A 23,035-nucleotide genomic window follows, 5' to 3' on the forward strand; every position below is an offset into this window, starting at 1 on the left:
TGATAATAGATTTATTTTCTTTAAATAAAACCGAAAGTGCCGGCTTTGGTGTAAGTTAATCACAAGAGAAATCAATGACAAACCTGACGATCGCCTATCAGGGCGAGCCCGGAGCCTACAGCGAGATCGCCGCACTCCGCCTCGGCCGTCCCCTTCCCTGCAGCTCCTTCGAGGAGGTCTTCTCGGCCGTCGAGGAGCGCAGGGCGGACTTCGCCGTCATACCGATGGAAAACTCGCTCGGGGGAAGCATCCACCGCAACTACGACCTCCTGCTCGAGCATCCGGTCATGATCGCCGCCGAAACCTTCGTGAAGGTCGAGCACTGCCTGCTCGGCCTCCCGGGTTCGTCGCTGGAAATGGCCGGCCGCGTCCTCTCGCACCCGCAGGCGCTCGCACAGTGCCGCAACTTCTTCCGCACGCACCCGAACCTCCATGAGGAGGCCGCCTACGACACCGCCGGCAGCGCCAAGATGATCGCCGAGGAGAAGGACCGCTCGAAACTGGCCATCGCCTCGAAGCGCGCGGGCGAGCTCTACGGGCTCGACATCCTCCGGGAGAACCTGCAGGACGAGGAGTGGAACATCACCCGGTTCTTCTGCATCACCCACTCCGAACACCCCGGTTCGATCGAAGACATCCCCGCTTACGGCACCGGCCAGTACAAGACCTCCATCGCCTTCACCCTGCCGAACCAGCAGGGCTCGCTCTTCAAGGCGCTGGCCACCATGGCCCTGCGCGACATCGACCTGACCAAGATCGAGTCCCGACCGTTCCGCCAGAAGGCCTTCGAGTACCTCTTCCACGTCGACGTCATCGGACACCGCGACGACGCCCCGATACAGCACGCCCTCTCCCACCTCCAGGAGTTCGCCACCATGGTCAGGGTGTTCGGCAGCTACGGGGTGGTGGCGCCATGAACGACCGCCAGTTCAGCATGTTCGGAGGCGACGGGGACAGCGTGCGGGAAACGCCGCCACCGCCCTCCGGCGACCGGCCCGAGCTCTTCCTCATCGACGGCATGGCCCTGCTCTACCGGGCCTACTTCGCCCTTCTCAGGGCCGGCATGAAAACCCGCGACGGCCAGCCGACCGGAGCGCTCTTCGGCTTCCTCTCGACCCTGCTGCGCATCTACGAGACCTACCATCCCCGCTACCTCGCCGCCGCGTTCGACAGTCGCGAAAAGACCTTCCGCCACGACCTATTCGGGGAGTACAAGGCCAACAGGGAGGCCCCGCCGGAAGAGATGACGGGCCAGATAGAACCACTCTTCGAGCTCCTCCGGGCCCTCAGGATCCCGATCCTGCGCACCCCGGGCTACGAGGCCGACGACCTCATCGGCACCGCGGCACGGCAGTTCGAGAAAGAATGCAGCATCTACATCGTCAGCCCAGACAAGGATCTCGCCCAGCTCGTCCACGACGGGGTGCGGCTCCTCCGGCCCACGAAAAACCAGAACGAGCTGCAGCTGATGGGCCCCGAGGAGGTACGCGAACAGTTCGGCGTGCCGCCGGAACAGTTCACCCAGTTCCTCACCCTCACCGGCGACACCTCCGACAACATCCCCGGAGCCCAGGGCATCGGACCGAAAACCGCGGCCTCGCTGCTTTTGCGCTTCGGCTCGATCGAAGAGGCCTACCGCCACATCGGCGAGCTCACGCCGAAAGCCCGCAAGAGCCTCGAGGAGTTCCGGCCCCGCCTCGAGCTCATCACCGACCTGGTCACCATCCGCACCGACCTGGAACTCGAAGTCACGCTCGACGAGCTCGCCTGCACCACGCCGGAGCGACGGGAGCTGCTCGAACTGCTCGGCAGGCTCGAGCTCAAAACCATCGCCTCGCGCCTGCCCCTGGCCTTTCCGGAAATCGGCCCCCTGGCAGGGAGCGAGGAGCGCGGCCCGACCGGCGAAACGGAAGGGGACGACCCGCAGGAAACGCTCGGCGACCCCCGCGACGGAGCCGATTACGGCATGATCTCGACTGAAGAAGAGCTCGGGGCCTTCGTCTCGGAAATGCTGAAAAAAGAAAAAATCGCCGTCGACACCGAAACGACCTCGCTCGACACCTTCAAGGCCGAACTTGCCGGCATCTCGATCTCGGCCGAACCGCACTCGGCCCGCTTCATCTCCTTCGCAGGCACCCGGCTCGAGCGCACGCGCTCGATCGAAATCCTCCGCCCGCTCCTCGAGAACCCGGCCATAGCCAAGACCGGCCAGAACCTCAAGTACGACATCCTCGTCCTGAAAAGCTACGGGCTCGAACTCCAGCCGGTCGCCTTCGACACGATGCTGGCCAGCTACGTGCTCGACCCCGACGCCAAGCACAACCTCGACGACCTTGCCGCCGCACACCTCCGGCTCAGGACCACCAAGTACGACGAGCTCACCGGCACGGGAAAGAACCGGCTGCACATCTACGACGTCGAACCCGGCAGGCTCACCGACTACGCCTGCCAGGACGCCGACGTGGCCCTGCAGCTCGAAGGGGTCTTCGAGCAAAGCCTCGAACGTGAGCCCCGGCTCCTGGAGCTCTGCCGGCAGATCGAGTTCCCGCTGGTCCGCGTGCTTGCGGCCATGGAGCACCGCGGGATCAGCATCGACCTCAAACACCTCGAAGAGACCTCGACGGCGGTCGGCAGCCAGCTCGAACTCCTCACCGAGAAGATCCACGCCGCGGCCGGCACCACGTTCAACATCGACTCTCCCAAGCAGCTCTCGAACATCCTCTTCAACGTTCTCGGGCTTCCGACGAAGAAAACGACCAAGACCGGGTTCTCGACGAACGTGGAGGTGCTCGAGGAGCTCGCCCCCCTCCACCCCATCGTCGGCGACCTGCTCGACTACCGCAGCCTGCAGAAGCTCAAGAGTACCTATATCGACGCGCTCCCGAAGATGGTGAACCCCCGCACCGGGAAGGTGCATACCTCCTTCAACCAGCACGTCACGGCCACCGGGCGGCTCTCCTCGTCGAACCCGAACCTGCAGAACATCCCGATCCGCACGGCACTCGGCCGCGAGATCCGCAAGGCGTTCATCCCGACCGAAGACCGTAACCTCCTCCTCTCGGCCGACTACTCGCAGATCGAGCTGCGCATCGCCGCGGAGATCTCGAAAGACCCGAAACTGATCGAAGCGTTCCGTAACGGCGAAGACATCCACCTCGCAACGGCCCGGGTCATCTTCGACACGGAGGAGATCACCTCCGACATGCGCCGCAAGGCCAAGGAGGTCAACTTCGGCGTGCTCTACGGCATCCAGCCCTTCGGGCTCTCAAAGCGGCTGAACATCCCGAGGAACGAAGCCAGGGAGATCATCGACACCTACCGCCAGAAGTATCCGGGGCTCTTCGAGGCCCTCGAGCAGATCGTCCGGGAGGGCAGGGAGAACGGCTTCGTCACCACCCTGCTCGGACGCAGGCGCTACCTCGGCGACCTCACGAGCCGGAACGCGAACGTGCAGAAGGCCGCCGAGCGGGCGGCCATGAACACCCCGATCCAGGGGACGGCGGCCGACATCATCAAATGCGCCATGAACCTCTGCAGCGAGCGGATCGAAACCGCCGGCATGCGTTCGCAGATGCTCCTGCAGGTTCACGACGAGCTGGTCTTCGAAACCCCCCCTGAAGAAAAGGAGGCGCTCTCCTCGCTCGTCGAAACGGCGATGACGGAAGCGGCCGCAGTCTGCGGACTCCGGAACGTCCCCGTCACGGTCGACATCGGAACGGGGAAAAACTGGCTCGAAGCGCACTGAACGGGGCTTTCGGCGAAAGGAAGGCGGGCATGCCGTTATACGAAAAACTTTTTCTATATTCCAGAATTCGTGAGGCGCTTCCCGCTCGAGACACCGTATCCATACACCGCATGTTCGTAACAAAACGGCCAGATGTCCCCCGGGGACACATGAGACTCCTACAGGCGTTCCGGCCCTCGCGGCTCCCGTTCGCCCGTCAGGCCATGGCGGCCGTCATCCTCACGGCATCGGCATTCATGGCGCCCACCCCTGCACTCCCGGCCGAAACCCCGGCCACGGCAGCGGGCAAGCCCTCCGGCACGGAGATCATGATCGAAGAGATGATCCGGCAGATGGACACCCCGGAAGCAGCCGCATCAGCACCCGCAGCACCCGCTGAAGAACCCGCCGCATCGGTCTTCCTCGCCTGCATACCGAACGTCCGCCCCGTCGGCGGATCCATCACGAGCGGATTCGGCTACCGCAAACACCCCATCTACAACCGGAGGATGTTCCATACGGGCATCGATTTCTCGGCCGCGGAAGGCTCTCCCGTCGCAGCCACCGGCAACGGCACCGTAGCCTTTTCCGGCTACGAGAAGGGCTACGGGCAGAAGGTGATCATCAACCACGGCTTCGGCTACTCGACCACCTATGCCCACCTGTCGAAGTCCCTCGTCCGGCAGGGCCAGAAGATCCGCCGCGGAGAGGTCATCGCACTTTCGGGCAATACCGGCATCTCGACCGGCCCACACCTCCACTACGAGGTCCACAAGGACGGCGTCAGGGTCGATCCGGCCGCCTACTTCTTCGATGCCGACAACCCCGACAGGTTCATCACCATCCAGCAGCCTTCGGCCGAAGCGATCGACTCGAACTCCTAAACACAATGAACAACACAACAGACTGAAGTATGTACTGGAATCTTGATCTTGCTCGCTACATCGCTGATGCGCCATGGCCGGTAACGAAGGACGAACTGATCAACTACGCCAACAGGACCGGCGCTCCGCAGCAGGTCGTCGAAAACCTGCAGGACCTGCCCGAGAGCGACGAGATGTACGAGAGCATCGATGAAATATGGCCCGACTACCCGACCGATGAAGACTTCTGCTACGGCGACGAGGAAATGCTCAGCTAGGATGGAACGCCGCCCTTCATTTTTTTTTTAGCCCGCCCCCCATTTTCAGCGGTTGTCGTATGCCTCATGACGCTCCTCATGCTGGCATCGGTACCGGAGCGGCTCCACGCTGAAGCCGCTGCCTCCGCGAAAACCCCTCCAGAGAACACCCCCTACGTCGGCGACGTCCGCTTCATCGGCAACCGCGCCGTCACCGACCGGGAGCTGCTGCAGGTCATCATGACCGCTCCCCGGAAATCCCTCTTCGGGCTCGGCATCTTTGCGAAGAACCGCCAGCCGTTCAATGAGGAGAATTTCGAAAAGGACCTCACGCTCCTCAGGAAGCTCTACACCTACAAGGGGTATTTCTTCGCGGACCTCGACCCGCACCTGACCGAGAAGAACGGTGGAAAAAGGATCGACATCGACATCAGCATCCGCGAGAACGAACCGACACGCATCGACACCCTCTCCTACCTCGGCCTCGAAACAGCGCCGGACTCACTCCGGCGGACCTACCTCGAAGGCGCGCTCCTCGAGACGGGTGCGATCTTCTCGGTCGAGAAGCTCATCAACGAGCGTGACCGCAGCCTCGCATTCTTCCGCGAGCACGGCTACGCCTTCTTCAACGAGGACAGCCTCCGCATCCGCGTCGACACCGTCGGAACCAGAGCCGGAGTCCAGATGATGCTGCACCTGCCACGCCGCCTGCACTACGGCGGGGTCGCGGCCGTCGTCCACAACCCGCTCCAGCGAAAGAGCACGAAAGCCCCCGGGGAGTTCGAGCAGGACTCCCTCAGCGTCCGGATCGCCGGTGGCCAGAAGGTCTTGCCGGTACTCATCACCTCGGCCATCGACTTCCGGCCGGGCATGCTCACGCGCCAGAGCCGGGAACAGAAGACCCTCGAGAACTTCGGCTCGACCGGCATCTTCAGCTCGATCTACATCCAGCAGGACTCCGTCAGGGACGGCAGGCTCTACAGCACCGTCCACCTCGAGCCGGCACCGAAACACCAGATCGAACCCAAGATCCTCGCAGACAACCGCTACGGATCGCTCTTTCTCGGCGGCGCCCTGGCCTACGAGAACAGGAACCTCTTCGGCGGCGCCGAGCAGCTCCGCACCTCGACCGAGTACGGCTCGCAGCTCGGCTCGAGCAACTCGTTGCTCGCCAACATCCCGGAAAGCGACTACGACCCCGTCGTCCCCTATGAGCTGCGGCTGAAGAACACCCTGCTCCTGCCGGTCCTCAGGAAACCCGGCAACTACTACAGCGCCTCGGCTGAATACTCGAGGAGCCGCCAGCCGGTCCTGCTGACCAGCACCAACGCCCTCGTACGGGGGAGCTACAGTGCCGCGACAGGAAAGAAAGGGCGCATCGACTTCGACTTCTTCGACATCGAATGGGTGCAGAAAGACTCCCTCAGGGGGTTCGGCACGCTCTTCCGCACCGAGCTGGCCGAGAACATCGGCATCGACCATACCGATGAGGCGGCCGTCAGCGCAGGACTCGACAGCCTGCTCGACGCCCACGTCAACCAGACCTTCCGGCTCCGGTACAGCCGTTCGAACCGCGACCCGCTGCGCCCAATGAAAACGATATGGAAGACCGACCTGCTCCTCGAACAGGCCGGCGCCATCCCATGGCTCGTCGACGAGTACATCGACAGGAAAAGCTACAGCGGGTTCGCCGACAGCGATCCGCAGATCTTCGGCACCACCTACTCGCAGTACGTCAAGGCCGACACCCGCGTCACCTTCGATCGGCCGCTTACATCGAAAAGCCGGCTCGCCGGCAAGCTGGACGTGGGATGGATGGCACCGTACGGAAAGGCGGAAACCACTCCCGAGGAACGCCGGTTCTACGCGGGCGGATCGAACAGCATGCGCGGCTGGCTCTTCAACACGCTCGGTCCCGGCAGCAGTTCGAGCGAAGCGGCCGCCAACTTCGGCGCCGACGTCAAGGTGGAGCTCGCAATGGAATACCGGCTGAAGTTCTTCCGGCTCTTCGGCCAGGAGTCCGGCGTCACCTTCTTCACCGACGCCGGCAACATCTGGAACCGCAAGGGGCCCTACGCCTTCAGTCTCGACTCACTCACCCGGGACTTCGCATGGGACCTGGGCCTCGGCCTCAGGATCGGATCCCCGATCGGCCCCTTCCGCTTCGACTTCGCCTGGAAGCTGCACGATCCGGCAGCGCCGGATCCCTGGCTCCTCGGAGCCGGAGGAGCCACCTTCAACTTTGGAATTGGCGAAGCGTTTTGATTATTTGAACAACTCTTTTTCCATCCCCTAAACAGCTCAGCGATATGGCCTCACAGACCACCCTCCTTGCCCCGTCGATCCTCTCGGCAGACCTCATGAACCTCGGCGCCGCCCTCAAAACCGCCGAAGACGCCGGAGCCGACTGGATCCACTGCGACATCATGGACGGGCACTTCGTGCCGAACATCACCTTCGGCCCGATCGTCGTCCAGGCCATCGCGAAAAACACCTCGATGGTCGTCGACACCCACCTCATGATCTCCGACCCCGACCGCTACATCGAGGAGTTCGTCAAGGCCGGCTCCCACCAAGTCACCGTCCACCAGGAGACCTGCCCGCACCTGCACCGCACCATTCAGTACATCAAGAGCCTCGGGGCGAAAGCGGGCGTCTCGCTCAACCCCGCAACCCCGGTCTCGACGCTCGAGGAGATTCTCCCCGACCTCGACCTCGTCCTCCTGATGTCGGTCAACCCCGGCTTCGGCGGACAGAAGTTCATTCCCGCCTCGATCGAGAAGATCGGAAAGCTCGACAGGATGCGCCGTGAGCTGAATCCCGAACTCGTCATCGCCGTCGACGGCGGCGTGACCGAGGAAAATGCCGATGAGGTTGTCAAGGCGGGCGCCGACGCGCTGATCGCCGGTACGGCGTTCTTCAGGGCGGCCGACCCCAGGGCCGCGGCCGGGAAGATCAAAAGCGCGTCTCGGTAAGGAAAGAGGAAAAGGGACTCTCAGGCGGGCCAGCCGAGCTCCTGCAGCTCGGGGTTCGTCTGCAGGCCCTCGCCGATAAGGACCGCCTGGAACCCGGCGTCGCGGACGAGCCGGATGTCGGAGGCCGTCTTCAGGCCGCTCTCTGAGACCGCAATGGCCCCGGAGGGGAAATGGGGGCGAAGTGCGACGGAGGTCCCGGGATCGACCGAGAAGTCCTTCAGGTTGCGGTTGTTCACGCCGATGAGGGTGGCGCCGGCTGCGGCAGCGGTGTCGAGCTCCCTGCGGTCGTGCACCTCGACGAGCACGTCGAGGCCGATTTCCCCGGCGATCTGCAGATAGTCGCAGAGCTGGCGGGAATCGAGGGCCGCCACGATGAGGAGGATGGCGTCGGCACCCATGAGGCGCGACTCGAAGATCTGTGCCCCGTCGACAATGAAATCCTTGCGGAGCACCGGAAGCGGCACGGCTTCAGAAACCCGGCGGAGGTACTCCCCGGAGCCCTGGAAGAACTGCCGGTCGGTCAGCACCGAAAGGGCCGATGCGCCGATTTCATGGTAGCGGAGGGCGATCTTCACCGGATCGAAATCATGGACGATGACCCCGCGCGACGGGGAGGCCTTCTTCACCTCCGCGATGAGCCGCACGCCCTCTTTGGAAAGCGCCGCGGCAAAGCCCCGGCAGGCCGGGAGCGAAGCGGAGAGCTCGAGGAAACGCGCCTCCGGCCGTAAGGGCCTGAGCGCCTCCACCTCGCGCCGCTTCTCCTCGAGTATCCTTGAAAGGTAGGTCATCCCGGAGGGTCCCGCTCAGTCGGCCGCAGCCAGCTCTCTCAGGCCGTCCTCGAACTCCACGATCTCGCGGATGTTGTCGAGGAACCAGCGGTCGATCCCGGTCGCATGGTATATCTCGTCTACCGTCGCACCGGCCTGGAAGGCGTAGCGAAGGTAGAACATGCGGTCGGCCCTCGGGATCTTGATCTTCTCGAGGACGTCGTCCTTGGCGAACTTCTTCTGCTGCGGCGTCATGTCGACGATGTTCATGAGGTCCTTGCCGTCGGAGCCGAGGCCGGCGCGCCCGATCTCCAGGCCGCGCAGCGACTTCTGGAGCGCCTCGCGGAAGTTGCGGCCGAAGGCCATCACCTCGCCGACCGACTTCATCTGCACGCCGAGGCGCGAGTCGACGTTCTTGAACTTCTCGAAATCCCAGCGGGGAACCTTCACCACGCAGTAGTCGATGGCCGGCTCGAAGCTGGCGGGGGTCGACTTGGTGATGTCGTTCTGGATCTCGTCGAGCGTGTAGCCGACAGCGAGCTTTGCGGCCACCTTGGCGATCGGGAACCCGGTCGCTTTCGAAGCCAAAGCCGAGCTGCGCGAGACGCGGGGGTTCATTTCGATGATGACGATGCGGCCGTTGTCGGGATGGATGGCGAACTGGATGTTGCTGCCGCCGGTCTCGACGCCGATCTCGCGGATGATGCGCACCGAAGCGTCGCGCAGCTCCTGGTACTGGCGGTCGGTCAGGGTCTGGGCGGGGGCCACCGTGATGCTGTCGCCGGTGTGAACGCCCATGGGGTCGACGTTCTCGATGCTGCAGACGATGATGACGTTGTCGGCCAGGTCGCGGATGACCTCAAGCTCGAACTCCTTCCAGCCGAAGAGGCACTCCTCGACGAGCACCTCGCCGATCGGGCTCTCGGCAAGGCCGCGGCGGACGACCTCGTAGTAATCGGCCTTGGTCTCGGCGAACCCGCCGCCCGTGCCGCCGAGCGTGAAGGAGGGGCGGATGATGATCGGCAGGCCGATCTCCTCGAGGGCGTCGCGGGCCTCCTTTTCGTTGCGGACGAAGAATCCCTTGGCCATCTCCAGTCCGAGCTTCTTCATCGCGTCGCTGAAGAGCTCGCGGTTCTCCGCCTTGCGGATGGCCCGGAGCTTCGCGCCGATGAGCTCGACGCCGTTGCGCTCGAGGATGCCGGACTCGGCAAGGCTCACCGCGGTGTTGAGCGCCGTCTGGCCGCCCATGGTCGGCAGCAGTGCGTCGGGTTTCTCCTTCTCGATGATCTTCTGGACGTACTCCGGGGTGATCGGCTCGATGTAGGTGGCGTCGGCCAGCTCGATGTCGGTCATGATGGTCGCAGGGTTGCTGTTGACCAGGATGACCCGGTAGCCGTCCTCCTTGAGGGCCCGGCAGGCCTGGGTACCCGAATAGTCGAACTCGCACGCCTGGCCGATGACGATCGGACCGGCTCCGATCACTAGAATGGACTTGATGTCTTCCCGCTTTGGCACTGGTATCTGGGGTTAGGATCTTCTAAAACTTCGCTGTTCCGTAATGTACTAAAATTCCCCCACTCCGCCACGAGCGCAAACGCTCATTCGACGACGCGGATCTGCTCCTGGTGGAAGCCGCCGGACTGGCGGCGCAGCCAGGCGGTGACCTCTTTCGGGCGGCCCTCCGAAAAGGAGATGATGAGCATCGTATGGCCGGGCCTGGCGAAATCGACGTCGTGCAGGGAGGGCACGGCCGGGGAGTTGATGTGGGAGTGGTAGGATCCGACGATCGTGTAGCCGAGGCTGCGCGCCTCCTTCTCCACGTCGCAGTATTCGTTGTGGGAGATCTCGAAGCCGTTCTCGCGGCCGTGGTAGAGGCAGTTGCGGCAAGGCGCCACCTCATGGACGACGTTCTCGATGTTGCCCCGGTGGTCGACGTGCTGCACGCCGGCAAACAGCCCGCAGCACTCCTGCGGCAGTTCGCGGAAGGCCTGTTCCTGGATGATCTCGAAGGCTCTGCGGGGTATCTTCATTGCAGCGGAAACGGAAGCGACGGTTGAGTATGGTTGAGGGCTAGAGGGCCCGGGCTCCGATGTCGCGGCGGAACACCGCACCCTCGAAATCGATTGTCCCGACGCCTCGGTAGGCCGCCTCGAGGCTCTCCTTCAGGGTGGGGCCCATGGCGGTGACCGAAAAGACCCGCCCGCCGGCGGTCGTGAGCCGGCCGTCGGCATAGGCCGTGCCGGCATGGAACAGGGTGCACTCGGGCATCGAGGAGAGCGAGGGGTCGATGGTGACGGGAAGGCCGGTCGGATAGCTGTCGGGATAGCCGCCGCTGGCCATGACGACGGTGGCGGCCGATCCGGGATGCATCTCGAAGTCGGCATCCCAGAGCTCTCCCGAGACGCTCGCCATCAGGGCGTCGACGAAATCGCTCTTCAGGAGCGGAAGCACCACCTGGGTCTCGGGGTCGCCGAGCCGGGCATTGTACTCGACGACGGAGGGCTCGCCCCCGTCGATCATGAGCCCGACATAGAGGAACCCGGTGAAGGGGCACCCCTCGGCCTTCATGCCGTCGAGCGTCGGACGGATGATGCGCTCCTCCACCGTCCACATCACCTCGGGAGTGACGAGCGGAGCAGGGGCGTAGGCACCCATGCCGCCGGTGTTCTTGCCGGTATCGCCCTCGCCGATGCGCTTGTGGTCCTGGGCGGGCAGGAAGAGGCGGTAGGAGGTGCCGTCGGTGAGGGCGAAGACGCTCGCCTCCTCTCCTGTAAGAAAGTCCTCGACGACGACCTCGTCGGCCGCGCTGCCGAAGATGCGGTCGTCGAACATCTCATGGACGGCGCTGCGGGCGGTCTCGACGTCCGGGGCGATGATGACGCCCTTGCCGCCACAGAGTCCGCTGGCCTTGAGCACCTGCGGCCAGGAGCCGGAGGAGAGGCCGTCGAGATAGGAGAGCGCCTCCTCTTTCGAGCGGAACACGTGGTAGCCCGCCGTCGGGATGCGATGGCGGCGCATGAAATCCTTGGCGAAGACCTTGCTGCTCTCGAGCCTGGCGGCCGCTTTCGTGGGGCCGACGATCTTCATGCCGGCTTCGCGGAACAGGTCGACCAGACCCGCTTCGAGCGGCTGCTCTGGGCCGACGACCGTCAGATCTATCTGCTCCCGGCGGGCGAAGGCGAGCAGGCCGTCGAGATCGACGGCCTTCAGCGCGACGTTCTCGACCTTGCCCTGCATCATGGCGGTACCGCCGTTGCCGGGTGCGGCGTAAACCCGTTCCACGCGGGGGCTCTGTGACGCCGCCCATGCCATCGCATGTTCGCGCGCGCCGCTGCCGATGATAAGTACCTTCATGTTGCTCGAGTTCTAAGAGGGCGGTTTATCGGCCGGGGAGTGTTACATTACTTCCAGCCGCAATGCGGATAGCTTGTATATAAGGCAGAGCGGGCAAAAAAAACAATTAAAAAATTTCACCGGGGCCCGCTCCACGCTACGCAGGCGGCCCGGCCAGAGCACCATGGCACTCCCGGCACTCATCTCGGCCCGCATCCTGCCCGCAGCCCTCCGCCTCCTCTTCGCAAGCCTGCGGCTCTCGGTGGAGCCCAGGGGGTTCAGCCTGCCGGAACCGGGATACGGGTGCCTTTTCGCCTTCTGGCACGGGGACATGGCCGTAGGGTGGCTGCTCTCGCGCCGGCTCTTCGGACAGCGCCCGAACACGGCGGTGGTAAGCCGCTCGAAGGACGGCGCCATCCTCTCCGACACCCTCGGGGCCTTCGGCTTCCGCCTCATCCGCGGCTCGAGCTCGAAGGGGGGCGGGGAGGTCCGCGCCGCCATGACGAAGGCGCTCCTGGAGGGCGGCGTCGTCACCCTCACCCCCGACGGCCCGCGGGGACCGGCCGGGCAGTTCAAGTACGGAACCGTGCGCATCGCCTCGGAAACAGGACGCCCGCTCATCTTCGCCACCGTCCGTTTTTCGGGAGGACGGCGCCTCAACAGCTGGGACCGCTTCATGATCCCCCGTCCCTTCTCGAACGTCACCGTCGTGCTGCAGCACATCGACGTTCCCCGTTTCGGCTCCGAAGAGGAGCTGAGGCACTATTCAGAACAGCTCCCGCTCCGCCTCGGCCATGCATGAGAATCCGCTCTCCATCCTCCTGCGGCCCGCCGCGCTCCTCTACGGCCTCGTCGCATCCGTACGCAACCGGCTCTTCGACGACGGCATACTGAAAACGTGGCACTCCCCCATTCCCGTCGTCTCCGTCGGCAACCTGACGGCCGGCGGAACCGGCAAGACCCCGCTGGTCGACTGGGTCGTGAAATACTACCTCTCGATCGGCTGCCGGCCGGCCGTCGTCTCACGCGGGTACGGCCGCCGCACGAAGGGCGTGCGGCTCGTCTCCGACGGACAGAGGATCCTTCTTTCGAGCCGTGACTCGGGCGACGAGACCGCCATGCTCGCCACCGGCAACCCCGAAGCCGTGGTCGTGGTCGCCGAACGCCGCAGCCGGGGGGTGCAGTTCATCATGGAGCACTTCAAGGCCGAGCGCCCCGATGTCATCATCCTCGACGACGCCTTCCAGCACCGCCAGATCGAGCGCGATCTGGACATCGTCGTCATCAACTCCCGGGAGCCATTCTCCGGCGCCCGCATGCTGCCCGAAGGGCGGCTGCGCGAACCCCTCGAGGGCGTCGGAAGGGCCGACGCCGCCGTCATCTCCAAGATCACCGACGAAGGGAAAGCCGACGCCATCGAGGCCGCGCTGGAAGGACGAATCGGAACCATCGCGAGGAGCCGGGTGGCGATCGGAGGACTCCGCCCGTTCGGGCCCGCGGCCGGCGGGACGCCGCCGCCCGATCCCGCAGAGGTCGAGGCCCTGGCCTTCGCCGGCATCGCCTCACCCTCCTCCTTCGTCGAAAGCCTGATGAAAAAGGGGGTACACGTCCGGGAACAGCGCTTTTTCGCAGACCATGAAGCCTATACGGAGAAGAACTTCCTGCCGCTTGTCGAGGAGGCCCGCCAAAAGGGGCTCTGGCTCATGACGACGGAAAAAGACCGCTGCCGGCTCGAGGGAGAGCCGGCACTGCTGGCCCAAACTGCAGGGGTCCCCTGCTGCAGCCTGGAGATTTCGACCGGCTTCACGAGGGGAGAGGAGAGGCTGCGGGGGATGCTGAAGGCCGTGGTCAGGGAGTGAGAAGGCGGCCCCTCACTGCTCCTTGACGATGGCCGAGACCGCCTTGAAGCGCTCGGTGCCGGCCTCGCGCAGAAGCTCGAACATGGCCATCTCCGTGCTGGAGAGCGAAGCGCCGGCTTTTTCGATACAGCGGATGCCGAGCGAACGGTTCTCTTCGCTGCGCGATGAGACCGCATCGGTAAGCAGGTGGACGTTGTAGCCGAAATCGAGCAGCTCCACCGCCGTCTGGTAGACGCAAACATGGGTCTCCATGCCCGCCAGCAGGATGTCGTTGCGGCTGAACGCCCTGAGGCGCGACATGAAGTCCTCGTCGCCGCAGCAGCTGAAGGAGAGCTTTTCGACCGGCTCGGCGCCCGGCAGCAGCTCCATCAGGGAATCCACCGTCTTTCCGAGCCCCTTGGGATACTGCTCCGTCACAAGAACCGGAACCTCGAGGATCGTGCATGCCCGTATCATGCGCCCGACGGCCCCCACCACGGCCTCGGAGGCGTGGACGCTCGGAGCGAGCCGGCCCTGCACGTCGACGACGAGCAGAAGGGTTTCTTCTGGAGTAATCATGGATAATGAGCGGTTGAGACTGAGAGAAAATACCTTTTCGTAACTTTCAAGATACGGTTAATGTCGAACGAACAAGTCAGAAAAAATACCCGGCCGAAGGGCAAGCGCGGCGAGCACCTCGTCGCGATGCAGTTCATCCTGATCTTCACCTTCATCGCCATGCCCGTCTATCCGCCCGGAGCGCTCCAGGCGCCTCCGGAGGCCGTGCGCTGGGCGGCGTTCGGCCTCCTGGGGCTCACGGCGGCCGTTTTCGGAAGCCTCGGATCGAAACACCTCAAGGATGTCCTCACCCCGCTCCCCTATCCGGTCGAGCACAGCCGGCTGATCACTACGGGAATATACTCCCTCGTTCGCCATCCCCTCTACTCGAGCCAGCTCTTTCTGGGGGCCGGGTGGACGATCTTTGCCTGGAGCCTGTCGCACCTCCTGCTCACCGCCGTGGCGTTCCTCTTCTTCAGCTACAAGGCCTCGAAGGAGGAGGGCTGGCTCACCCTGCGCCATCCCGAATATGCCGACTACGCCCGGCGGGTGAAGAAGTTCATCCCCTTCATCTACTGACCCTTCCGGTCCCTCACGCAACGCACCGAGAGCCCGAGGCTGCGGGCGACCTTCACCAGAACGATGCGCTGCGGCTCCTCCCGCCAGACCTCCCGGTCCCAGGCTTCGAAGGCGCCCGAAGAGTCGGCGGTCCAGAAAAAGGCCGAACTGGCGGCACCATAGAACGAACCGAGGCAGTTGCGGCTGCCGCAGAAGCTGATCGAAAGCCGCCGCAGCGCCCCCGGCTCGGCCGCGGCCCGGTCCCACTCCTCTCCGCTCGCCACATGCCACCCCTCGGGCGCAAGCCCCCGCGGGTCGTGCACCGCATACCAGTTGTAGAGCCTTCCGCACCGCGAGCCGGGAGCGTCCGCGCCGTCCGAACGGCACCAGGCGCCCTCGCCCTTCGAAGCGGCATCGTGCCACTCCTCCTCCGTACGGGCCTCCGGAACAGGGTCGCCGTTGCGGTAACGATCCACGTCGAGGTTGCGGGCGCTCCACAGCATCCCGGAGGGGCGGGCGCAGCCCGAGGCCGCAAGCAGCATGAAGAAGAGGACCGCGGCCCGCAGTGCAACATTTCGGCGAAAGGCGTACCTTTCCATTGTTATTTCTCCCGTTTCAGCCCCGGAGGGCAAACCAACACTACCGGCATCATGAAAAAACGAATCGGCGTCATCCTCTCCGGATGCGGGCACCTCGACGGATCGGAAATCCAGGAGGCGGTCCTCACCCTTCTTTCGATCGACCGTATGGGAGCCGAAGCGGTCTGCTTCGCCCCCGACATCCCGCAGCACCATGTCGTCAACCACCTCAGCGGGGAGGAGGAGCCGGGAGCCCGGCGCCGCGTGCTCGAAGAATCGGCCCGCATCGCCCGCGGCAGGGTCGCCGACCTCTCGAAGTTCGATGCCGACCTGCTCGACGCGCTCGTCATCCCCGGCGGATACGGGGCGGCCAAGAACCTCTCGACCTATGCCTTCAAGGGTGCGGAGTGCGAGGTCGACGAAGGGGTCGCCCGCGCCGTCCGCCTGATGCACGAAGCCCGGAAGCCGATCGGCTTCATCTGCATCGCGCCGGCAATCGCCGCCAAAGTGCTCGGCCGCGAGCACCCCGAACTCACCATCGGCAGCGATGCGGAGACGGCGCGCAGCCTCGAGGCGATGGGCGCCCGGCACAGAGAGTGCCCGGTCTCGGAGGCCCACGTGTGGCAGGAGGGAAAGATCGTCAGCACGCCGGCCTACATGCTCGGCCCCTCGATCGCCGAGGTGGCAAAAGGGATCGAACGGCTCGTCGAAGAGGTGCTCGCCCTAGCCTGAAGCCCGCCCCCTCCGGAACGGCACGCCCGCCTCTCTCGGCGGGCGCGAGCGGCCCCCGAACCCCGCGAGGACCAGGAGCGTCAGCACGTAGGGCATCGACTGCACCGCCTGGGAGGGCAGCCAGCCGCCCTGGGTCCAGATCTCCAGGGACTCGGCCGAAGCAAAAAAGAGGCCGGCAAGCGCCGCGCCTGCCGGGTTCCACCGCCCGATGATCATGGCGGCAAGCGCCATATACCCCCTCCCGGCCGACATGGAGTCGGTGAAGGTATGCTGCTGGAAGACGAGGAACGCCCCGCCGAGGGCTGCCAGAACCCCCGAAACAAGGACTCCCGAATATCTCAGGCGCTGCACGCTCAGGCCCGCGCTGTCGGTTGCCGCGGCATCCTCGCCGGCGGCACGGAGCCGCAGGCCGTAGGGGGTATGGAAGAGCAGGTACTGGGCGAGGGGAACGACGGCGAGCGCCGTGAGGAACAGCGGGTCCAGGAGCACCGAACCGGCCCCGAATCCGGCGACGCGCTCGGAATTCATGGAGCTGCCGTAGAGAAGCACCAGCCCGAAACGGGTAGCCCCCATCACGAGGATGTTCATAGCGATGCCGGAAACGATCTGGTCCGCTCCGAGCGTTACGGTGATGAAGGCGAAAAGCATGGCGACGAGCAGTCCTGCGGCGACGGCCGCCCCGACCCCCGCTGCGGCGGAACCCGTCAGGTGCATGCCGGCAGAAGCCGCGAACGCACCGGCGAGGATCAGCCCCTCGAGGGCCAGGTTCACGACCCCGCCACGCTCCGAGAACACCGCCCCGACCGAAGTCAGGACATAGGGCACGGCGATGCGCAGGATCTGGAGAAAAATGACGGCCAACTCGATATCCATAGGATAGAAAGATTCGGCCGCCAGGAACTCGCCCCGAATGGTCGATTGGATGTTTGCTGAACGGAAAATAGTCATTCCCGCACATATTCCACCAACCATTGAACCACCATCCAGCCATGCCGACCTCGGAAATCTCCAGCAGCAAAAACGTACGGAAGCAGTACATCTACAAGTTCTCGGGCGGCAGGGCCGAAGGGGACGCCTCGATGAAGAACCTCCTCGGCGGCAAGGGAGCCAACCTGGCCGAAATGGCCAACATCGGCCTGCCGGTGCCCCCCGGATTCACCATCTCCACCGAGGTCTGCACCTGGTACTACGAGCACCAGCAGAGCTACCCCGAAAACCTCTTCGAGAGCGACATCCCCGAAGCACTCCGTTCGGTCGAGGAGGCGCTCGGAAAGAAGTTCGGCGACCCCGAGAACCCGCTGCTCATCTCGGTCCGCTCCGGGGCGAGGGCATCGATGCCCGGCATGATGGACACCATCCTCAACCTCGGGCTCAACGACCGGACGGTCGAGGGCCTGGCGGCAAAATCATCCAACCCCCGCTTCGCATGGGACTGCTACCGGCGGTTCGTACAGATGTACGGCGACGTGGTGCTCGGACTGCGGCCGGCAGACAAGAAGCAGAAGGATCCGTTCGAAGAGATCCTCGAAGCCGAGAAGGAGAAACTCGGCGTACGGGAGGACACCGAGCTCGGTACAACAGAGCTGCAGGAGATCGTCCGGCTCTACAAGAAAGCCATCCTTGAGCATACCGGCAGGACCTTCCCCGACGACCCCCATGAGCAGCTGCAGGGAGCCGTAGGGGCCGTCTTCGAAAGCTGGAACAACGAACGGGCCCAGGTCTACCGCCGCCTGAACCACATCCCCGGTTACTGGGGAACGGCATGCAACGTCCAAGCCATGGTGTTCGGCAACATGGGGGAGGACTGCGGAACCGGCGTGGCCTTCACGCGCGACGCCGCGACCGGCGAGAACGTCTTCTACGGGGAGTTCCTGATGAACGCGCAGGGCGAGGACGTGGTGGCCGGCATCCGAACCCCGCTCGAAATCGCCCGGCTGAAGGAGGAAAAGCCGGAGATCTACCGACAGCTCGACGGGATCCGCACCACGCTCGAGCAGCACTACCGCGATATGATGGACATCGAGTTCACCATCGAAAGCGGCACCCTCTACATGCTCCAGTGCCGGGTGGGCAAACGCACCGGGCCGGCGGCCCTGAAAATCGCCGTCGACATGTTCCGCGAAGGGCTCATCGACGACAGGGAGGCGCTGCTGCGCATCGAACCCGAACAGCTCAACCAGCTCCTCCGGCCCGTCTTCGACATGAAGGAAAAGCAGGCGGCCATCGAGGCGGGCCGGCTCCTGGCCAAAGGCCTGAACGCGGGCCCCGGAGCCGCCACCGGCAAGATCTGCTTCAACGCCACCGATGCGGCCGAACTCAGCCGCCGCGGCGAGGCGGTGATCCTGGTGCGCATCGAAACCTCCCCCGAAGACATCAAGGGAATGGCCGTCTCGGAGGGCATCCTCACCGAACGGGGAGGCATGACCTCGCACGCCGCGCTCGTCGCACGCCAGATGGGCAAGGTATGCGTCGCCGGCTGCGGCGCCCTCTCGATCGACTACCAGAAAGGCGAGATGCGCGTCGAGGGCTCCGAGATCGTGCTCCGCGAAGGCGACGACATCTCGCTCGACGGCACTACCGGCGAGGTCATCGCCGGCAGCCTGCCGACCCGCAACTCCGAGATCGTCGAGGTGCTCGTCGACGGCACGCGCAAACCCGAAGACGCCCCTTCGTGGGAGGTCTACCGCCAGCTCATGGAGTGGGCCGACCGCTACCGGCGGCTGCAGATCCGCGCCAATGCCGACCAGCCGGACCAGGCGGCCACAGCCCTCACCTTCGGCGCCGAAGGCATCGGGCTCTGCCGCACGGAGCACATGTTCTTCGGCGGAGAGCGCATCCAGGCCATGCGGGAAATGATCCTGGCCGACAACCTGGAGGAGCGCAACACCGCAATCCAGAAACTCCTCCCCTACCAGCGGGACGACTTCTACGGGCTCTTCAGGACCATGGGCTCCCGCCCGGTCACCATCCGCCTGCTCGACCCGCCGCTGCACGAGTTCCTCCCCGGCTCCGACGAGGAGATCATGCGTCTTGCCCTGAAGATGGGCAAACCCTACGAACACGTCAAGGAGCGCATCGCCGACCTCCACGAGTTCAACCCGATGCTCGGCCTGCGCGGATGCCGGCTCGGCATCCTCCACCCCGAAATCACCATCATGCAGGTGCAGGCCATCATGGAGGCCGCCTGCCGGCTCCGCCAGGAAGGGCTCGAGGTGGTGCCGGAAATCATGGTTCCGCTCGTCAGCACCCACCGGGAGCTCGAAATCACCGCCGAGCTCATCCACAAAACCGCCCGCAGCGTCGTGGCCGAGCAGTGGACCGGAGTGCGCTACCTCGTCGGCACCATGATCGAAGTCCCCCGTGCAGCCATCACCTCGGCCGAGATCGCCAGGGCCGCCGACTTCTTCAGCTACGGCACCAACGACCTCACCCAGATGACGCTCGGCATGAGCCGCGACGACTCCGGCCAGTACCTGCCCTCCTACCAGCAGCACGACGTCTTCGCACGCAACCCGTTCGAGTCCATCGACATCGCCGGCGTCGGCAAGCTCATCTCCATGTCGGCCGCCGACGGCCGGAGCGTGAAGCCGGACCTCAAGCTCGGCATCTGCGGCGAGCACGGCGGCGATCCCGCCTCGGTCGAGTTCTGCCACAAGGCGGGGCTCAACTACGTCTCCTGCAGCCCCTACCGGGTGCCGGTGGCGCGCCTGGCCGCAGCACGGGCCGCACTCCTCGACTGAGCGCCCCCCGGAAGGGTCAGGATCGGCAAAGGCGGCTGCGGCCGCCTTTTTCCGTTCGGCCGCAACCGCCCCGGAAACGCTGGAAAGGCCGAACCGGTTGAAATAGCACCCGATAAAGGTTGGCGTTTCAGGGGAACATTCATAGATTTGAAGACGGCGCCGTTTCCGGGAACCGCCACCCCCGACCTTTTCACTACAGAGCATCGCATGGATTTCAGTCATATCAGCATCAGGGGCGCCAGGGTCCACAACCTGAAGAACATCTCGCTCGAGATCCCCCGCAACCGGTTCGTCGTCGTTACGGGCCTGTCCGGATCGGGCAAGTCGAGCCTCGCTTTCGACACCATCTACGCCGAAGGACAGCGCCGGTTCATGGAGACGCTCTCCCCCTACGCGCGCCAGTATATCGGCAACATCGAGCGGCCGGACGTCGACTTCATCGAGGGGCTCTCGCCGGTCATCGCCATCGACCAGAAAAGCACCAACCGTTCCCCGCGCTCGACGGTCGGCACCATCACCGAGATCCACGACTTCGTCCGCCTGCTCTACGCCAAGGCGGGCAGGCGCTACGACCCCGTGACCGGCCAGATGCTGCAGAAGCAGAGCGAGGAGGACATCACGGCGGCGATCTGCGCCCTGCCGGCCGGCACGAAGATCCAGATCCTCTCCCCGCTCGTCACCGGGCGCAAGGGGCACTACCGCGAACTCTTCGAGCGGCTCATGCTGAAAGGCTGGGTAAGGGTGAGGGTCGACGGGGAGTACCGCGAAATGGAAAAGGAGATGCAGCTGGAACGCTATCGCACCCACACGATCGAACTCGTCGTGGACCGCCTCGTAACGGGCCCCGACGCCCATGAGCGCGTCGAAAAGGCGGTCCGGCTCGCCGTCTCGATGTCGGAACACCGCTCGAGCGTCGTCTGCGACCCGGTGACGGACGAAAGCCATGCATCCGAAGAGCGCACCTTCAGCACGCGCTACGCCTACTCCGACGGCTCCGTGCCGATGGACACCCTGGCCCCGAACCACTTCAGCTTCAACTCCCCCTTCGGCGCCTGCCCCGAGTGCAACGGGCTCGGCGAAGAGATGCGGCTCTCGACCCCGCTGATGGTACCCGACCCCTCGCGCTCGCTCAACGAAGGCGGCGTGGACCCCTTCGGCAAGCCCGGCAAGCGCAACCTCTGGCAGGTCATCCGGGCCATCGCCCGCGACTACTCCTTCACGCTCGACACCCCTCTCGAAAAGATCCCCGACGAAGCCATGCAGATCCTGCTGCACGGATCCGGCAGCCGGACCTTCGACGTCAGCTACACCTACTCCGGACAGGAGACCTCCTATCCGCAGAAGTTCCCCGGAGCGCTCCCCTACGTCGAGGAGGTCCGGAGCAACGCCTCCTCGCCGAAGGTCCGCGAATGGGCCGAGAGCTACATGGAGCGGCAGCCATGCCCCGTATGCGGCGGGGCGCGCCTGAAGCGCGACAGCCTCCTGGTGAAGGTCGGCGGGCTCAACATCGCCGAAGCCGAGGCGCTCCCGCTCCCCGAGGCGCTCGAATTCTTCCGTTCGCTCGACCCGGACCTCACCCCGAAGGAGAAGCTCGTCGCCGAACCGGTCCTGCACGAGATCACCAAACGGCTCGAGTTCCTGCTCAACGTCGGACTCTCCTACCTCTCGCTCGACCGCGGCTCGCAGACCCTCTCGGGCGGCGAGGCCCAGCGCATCCGGCTCGCCTCGCAGCTCGGCTCGCAGCTCAGCGGCGTGCTCTACGTGCTCGACGAACCGAGCATCGGGCTCCACCAGCGCGACAACCACAAACTGATCCAGTCACTGCTCCGCCTGCGCGACCTCGGCAACACCGTGCTCTGCGTGGAGCACGACCGCGACACCATGCTCGAAGCCGACGAGATCATCGACATGGGCCCCGGAGCGGGCGAGTACGGCGGAGAGATCGTCACCCAGGGGCCGGCCTCGGCGCTCGACCCCCAGTCGCTGACGGCGGGCTACCTCTCGGGAGCGCTCAGGGTCTCCTGCGAACCCGAGCCGGCCACGGAGGAACAGGAGGAGCAGAAATACCTCCGGCTCAGGGAGTGCACCGGCAACAACCTCAAGGGGGTCGACCTCACGATCCCCCTCGGCCGGCTCGTCAGCATCACGGGGGTGAGCGGCTCGGGAAAGTCGACCCTCGTCAACGAGACCCTCTACCCGATCCTGGCGCGCCACTTCTACCGCTCGAAGCTCTCCGCCTATCCCTCGAAAGGCATCGAGGGGCTGCAGCACATCGACAAGGTGGTCGCCGTCGACCAGTCGCCGATCGGGCGCACCCCGCGCTCCAATCCGGCAACCTACACGGGGGCGTTCACCTTCATCCGGGACTTCTTCAGCCGGCTTCCCGAGGCCCAGATCCGCGGCTACAAGGCGGGCCGGTTCAGCTTCAACGTCAAGGGCGGCCGGTGCGAGGCCTGCCAGGGCGCCGGCACGCGCAAGATCGAGATGAACTTCCTGCCGGACGTCTACGTGCAGTGCGAAAACTGCAAGGGGGAGCGCTACAACCGCGAAACCCTGCTCGTGAAGTACCGCGGCAAATCGATCGCCGACGTGCTCGAGATGACGATCGAGGAGGCCGCGGAGTTCTTCGTCGACTTCCCCCGCATCAAGCGCATCCTCTCGACCATGCAGAGCGTCGGGCTCGGCTACCTGAAGCTCGGCCAGCCATCCCCCCTGCTCTCGGGGGGCGAGGCCCAGCGCATCAAGCTCTCGGCGGAACTGGCCAAGATACAGACCGGAAAGACGCTCTACATCCTCGACGAACCCACCACCGGGCTCCACTTCCAGGACATCCAGCACCTGCTCGAGGTGCTCCGCCGGCTCGTCGACAAGGGCAACACCGTCATCATCATCGAGCACAACCTCGACATCATCCAGAGCAGCGACTGGATCATCGACCTGGGCCCGGAAGGCGGCAGCGGAGGGGGAACGATCGTCGCCGAGGGGACGCCGGAAGAGCTGGCCGAAAGCGGCGCGTCCCACACCTCGCACTTCCTCGCCCTGGAACTCGAACGGCTCGAAAAAGCCGGCCGTGCCGGCTGAGAAGGCCCTGGGAACGCACACAGACAGATAG

19 protein-coding genes are annotated in these 23,035 nt (G+C 64.8%); 12 read left to right on the top strand and 7 right to left on the bottom strand.

The window, feature by feature from the left end; all coding sequences use genetic code 11:
• Positions 1-74 precede the first annotated feature (74 nt).
• The 6 genes from pheA (at position 75) to rpe (ending at position 7,819) form a co-directional block, all read left to right on the top strand.
• Positions 75-917, top strand: coding sequence for a prephenate dehydratase (gene pheA, locus E0L29_RS02485; RefSeq protein ID WP_131354179.1), 843 nt, complete (start codon positions 75-77; stop codon positions 915-917).
• The gene (gene polA / locus E0L29_RS02490) at positions 914-3,745 is read left to right on the top strand and encodes a DNA polymerase I (protein WP_131354181.1); all 2,832 of its coding nucleotides are present in this window, start codon (positions 914-916) and stop codon (positions 3,743-3,745) included. Before pheA ends, polA begins: the two co-directional genes overlap by 4 nt.
• A 149-nt stretch (positions 3,746-3,894) precedes the next feature.
• On the top strand, positions 3,895-4,608 hold the full coding sequence (locus E0L29_RS02495) for a M23 family metallopeptidase (protein WP_242664245.1): 714 nt from the start codon (positions 3,895-3,897) through the stop codon (positions 4,606-4,608).
• A gap of 29 nt (positions 4,609-4,637) precedes the next feature.
• The gene (locus E0L29_RS02500) at positions 4,638-4,865 is read left to right on the top strand and encodes a DUF2795 domain-containing protein (protein WP_131354185.1); all 228 of its coding nucleotides are present in this window, start codon (positions 4,638-4,640) and stop codon (positions 4,863-4,865) included.
• Positions 4,866-4,931: 66 nt separating this feature from the next.
• Positions 4,932-7,109 carry a BamA/TamA family outer membrane protein gene (locus E0L29_RS02505; protein WP_131354187.1) on the top strand — a complete coding sequence of 726 codons (2,178 nt, stop codon included), beginning with the start codon at positions 4,932-4,934 and terminating at the stop codon, positions 7,107-7,109.
• Between the two features lie 44 nt (positions 7,110-7,153).
• Positions 7,154-7,819 (top strand): ribulose-phosphate 3-epimerase, encoded by a 666-nt coding sequence (gene rpe, locus E0L29_RS02510; protein ID WP_131354189.1) that lies wholly within the window; start codon positions 7,154-7,156, stop codon positions 7,817-7,819.
• Positions 7,820-7,839: 20 nt separating this feature from the next.
• On the opposite strand, the gene trpC is transcribed toward rpe, so the two are convergent.
• The 4 genes from trpC to purD all read right to left on the bottom strand — a co-directional run bounded on the left by trpC (position 7,840) and on the right by purD (position 11,940).
• The gene (gene trpC, locus E0L29_RS02515; protein ID WP_131354191.1) at positions 7,840-8,607 is read right to left on the bottom strand and encodes an indole-3-glycerol phosphate synthase TrpC; all 768 of its coding nucleotides are present in this window, start codon (positions 8,605-8,607) and stop codon (positions 7,840-7,842) included.
• A 15-nt stretch (positions 8,608-8,622) separates the two neighbouring features.
• On the bottom strand, positions 8,623-10,101 hold the full coding sequence (gene carB / locus E0L29_RS02520; RefSeq protein WP_131354193.1) for a carbamoyl-phosphate synthase large subunit: 1,479 nt from the start codon (positions 10,099-10,101) through the stop codon (positions 8,623-8,625).
• Between the two features lie 83 nt (positions 10,102-10,184).
• Complete coding sequence (locus tag E0L29_RS02525) at positions 10,185-10,616, bottom strand: M67 family metallopeptidase (RefSeq protein WP_131354195.1); 432 nt, start codon at positions 10,614-10,616, stop codon at positions 10,185-10,187.
• 40 nt (positions 10,617-10,656) lie between these two features.
• A complete protein-coding gene (purD, locus tag E0L29_RS02530; RefSeq protein WP_131354197.1) occupies positions 10,657-11,940 on the bottom strand; it encodes a phosphoribosylamine--glycine ligase in 1,284 nt (427 codons plus the stop codon).
• 163 nt (positions 11,941-12,103) lie between these two features.
• Here purD and E0L29_RS02535 point away from each other — a divergent pair, with 163 nt between their 5' ends.
• Together E0L29_RS02535 and lpxK are read left to right on the top strand one after the other, a co-directional pair.
• Positions 12,104-12,721, top strand: a complete 618-nt coding sequence (locus tag E0L29_RS02535) for a lysophospholipid acyltransferase family protein (RefSeq protein ID WP_131354199.1) — start codon at positions 12,104-12,106, stop codon at positions 12,719-12,721.
• Positions 12,714-13,778: a tetraacyldisaccharide 4'-kinase gene (lpxK, locus tag E0L29_RS02540; RefSeq protein WP_131354201.1), complete on the top strand. Its 1,065-nt coding sequence runs from the start codon at positions 12,714-12,716 to the stop codon at positions 13,776-13,778. Before E0L29_RS02535 ends, lpxK begins: the two co-directional genes overlap by 8 nt.
• Before the next feature lie 12 nt (positions 13,779-13,790).
• On the opposite strand, the gene E0L29_RS02545 is transcribed toward lpxK, so the two are convergent.
• Positions 13,791-14,336, bottom strand: coding sequence for a hydrolase (locus E0L29_RS02545; RefSeq protein ID WP_131354203.1), 546 nt, complete (start codon positions 14,334-14,336; stop codon positions 13,791-13,793).
• 60 nt (positions 14,337-14,396) lie between these two features.
• On the opposite strand from E0L29_RS02545, the gene E0L29_RS02550 reads away from it, so the two are divergent.
• Complete coding sequence (locus E0L29_RS02550) at positions 14,397-14,894, top strand: isoprenylcysteine carboxylmethyltransferase family protein (RefSeq protein WP_131354205.1); 498 nt, start codon at positions 14,397-14,399, stop codon at positions 14,892-14,894.
• Here E0L29_RS02550 and E0L29_RS02555 read toward each other — a convergent pair.
• Complete coding sequence (locus E0L29_RS02555; RefSeq protein ID WP_131354207.1) at positions 14,888-15,472, bottom strand: fibrobacter succinogenes major paralogous domain-containing protein; 585 nt, start codon at positions 15,470-15,472, stop codon at positions 14,888-14,890. The genes E0L29_RS02550 and E0L29_RS02555 overlap by 7 nt on opposite strands.
• A 51-nt stretch (positions 15,473-15,523) precedes the next feature.
• Here E0L29_RS02555 and elbB point away from each other — a divergent pair, with 51 nt between their 5' ends.
• A complete protein-coding gene (gene elbB / locus E0L29_RS02560; RefSeq protein ID WP_131354209.1) occupies positions 15,524-16,183 on the top strand; it encodes an isoprenoid biosynthesis glyoxalase ElbB in 660 nt (219 codons plus the stop codon).
• Here elbB and E0L29_RS02565 read toward each other — a convergent pair.
• On the bottom strand, positions 16,175-17,056 hold the full coding sequence (locus E0L29_RS02565) for an ABC transporter permease (RefSeq protein WP_131354211.1): 882 nt from the start codon (positions 17,054-17,056) through the stop codon (positions 16,175-16,177). The genes elbB and E0L29_RS02565 overlap by 9 nt on opposite strands.
• Before the next feature lie 116 nt (positions 17,057-17,172).
• Here E0L29_RS02565 and ppdK point away from each other — a divergent pair, with 116 nt between their 5' ends.
• A complete protein-coding gene (gene ppdK / locus E0L29_RS02570; RefSeq protein ID WP_131354213.1) occupies positions 17,173-19,923 on the top strand; it encodes a pyruvate, phosphate dikinase in 2,751 nt (916 codons plus the stop codon).
• Positions 19,924-20,130: 207 nt separating this feature from the next.
• The gene (gene uvrA, locus E0L29_RS02575; protein ID WP_131354215.1) at positions 20,131-23,004 is read left to right on the top strand and encodes an excinuclease ABC subunit UvrA; all 2,874 of its coding nucleotides are present in this window, start codon (positions 20,131-20,133) and stop codon (positions 23,002-23,004) included.
• The last annotated feature ends 31 nt before the right edge of the window (positions 23,005-23,035 follow it).

Origin of the sequence: Chlorobium sp. N1, from assembly GCF_004332115.1 — a bacterium.
Taxonomy (GTDB): Bacteria; Bacteroidota; Chlorobiia; order Chlorobiales; family Chlorobiaceae; genus Chlorobium.

Coding starts and splice junctions, on each gene's coding strand:
- pheA (WP_131354179.1), top strand. CDS start 75: ATGACAAACCTGACGATCGCCTATCAGGGCGAGCCCGGAGCCTACAGC.
- polA (WP_131354181.1), top strand. CDS start 914: ATGAACGACCGCCAGTTCAGCATGTTCGGAGGCGACGGGGACAGCGTG.
- E0L29_RS02495 (WP_242664245.1), top strand. CDS start 3,895: ATGAGACTCCTACAGGCGTTCCGGCCCTCGCGGCTCCCGTTCGCCCGT.
- E0L29_RS02500 (WP_131354185.1), top strand. CDS start 4,638: ATGTACTGGAATCTTGATCTTGCTCGCTACATCGCTGATGCGCCATGG.
- E0L29_RS02505 (WP_131354187.1), top strand. CDS start 4,932: ATGACGCTCCTCATGCTGGCATCGGTACCGGAGCGGCTCCACGCTGAA.
- rpe (WP_131354189.1), top strand. CDS start 7,154: ATGGCCTCACAGACCACCCTCCTTGCCCCGTCGATCCTCTCGGCAGAC.
- trpC (WP_131354191.1), bottom strand. CDS start 8,607: ATGACCTACCTTTCAAGGATACTCGAGGAGAAGCGGCGCGAGGTGGAG.
- E0L29_RS02525 (WP_131354195.1), bottom strand. CDS start 10,616: ATGAAGATACCCCGCAGAGCCTTCGAGATCATCCAGGAACAGGCCTTC.
- purD (WP_131354197.1), bottom strand. CDS start 11,940: ATGAAGGTACTTATCATCGGCAGCGGCGCGCGCGAACATGCGATGGCA.
- E0L29_RS02535 (WP_131354199.1), top strand. CDS start 12,104: ATGGCACTCCCGGCACTCATCTCGGCCCGCATCCTGCCCGCAGCCCTC.
- lpxK (WP_131354201.1), top strand. CDS start 12,714: ATGCATGAGAATCCGCTCTCCATCCTCCTGCGGCCCGCCGCGCTCCTC.
- E0L29_RS02545 (WP_131354203.1), bottom strand. CDS start 14,336: ATGATTACTCCAGAAGAAACCCTTCTGCTCGTCGTCGACGTGCAGGGC.
- E0L29_RS02550 (WP_131354205.1), top strand. CDS start 14,397: ATGTCGAACGAACAAGTCAGAAAAAATACCCGGCCGAAGGGCAAGCGC.
- E0L29_RS02555 (WP_131354207.1), bottom strand. CDS start 15,472: ATGGAAAGGTACGCCTTTCGCCGAAATGTTGCACTGCGGGCCGCGGTC.
- elbB (WP_131354209.1), top strand. CDS start 15,524: ATGAAAAAACGAATCGGCGTCATCCTCTCCGGATGCGGGCACCTCGAC.
- E0L29_RS02565 (WP_131354211.1), bottom strand. CDS start 17,056: ATGGATATCGAGTTGGCCGTCATTTTTCTCCAGATCCTGCGCATCGCC.
- ppdK (WP_131354213.1), top strand. CDS start 17,173: ATGCCGACCTCGGAAATCTCCAGCAGCAAAAACGTACGGAAGCAGTAC.
- uvrA (WP_131354215.1), top strand. CDS start 20,131: ATGGATTTCAGTCATATCAGCATCAGGGGCGCCAGGGTCCACAACCTG.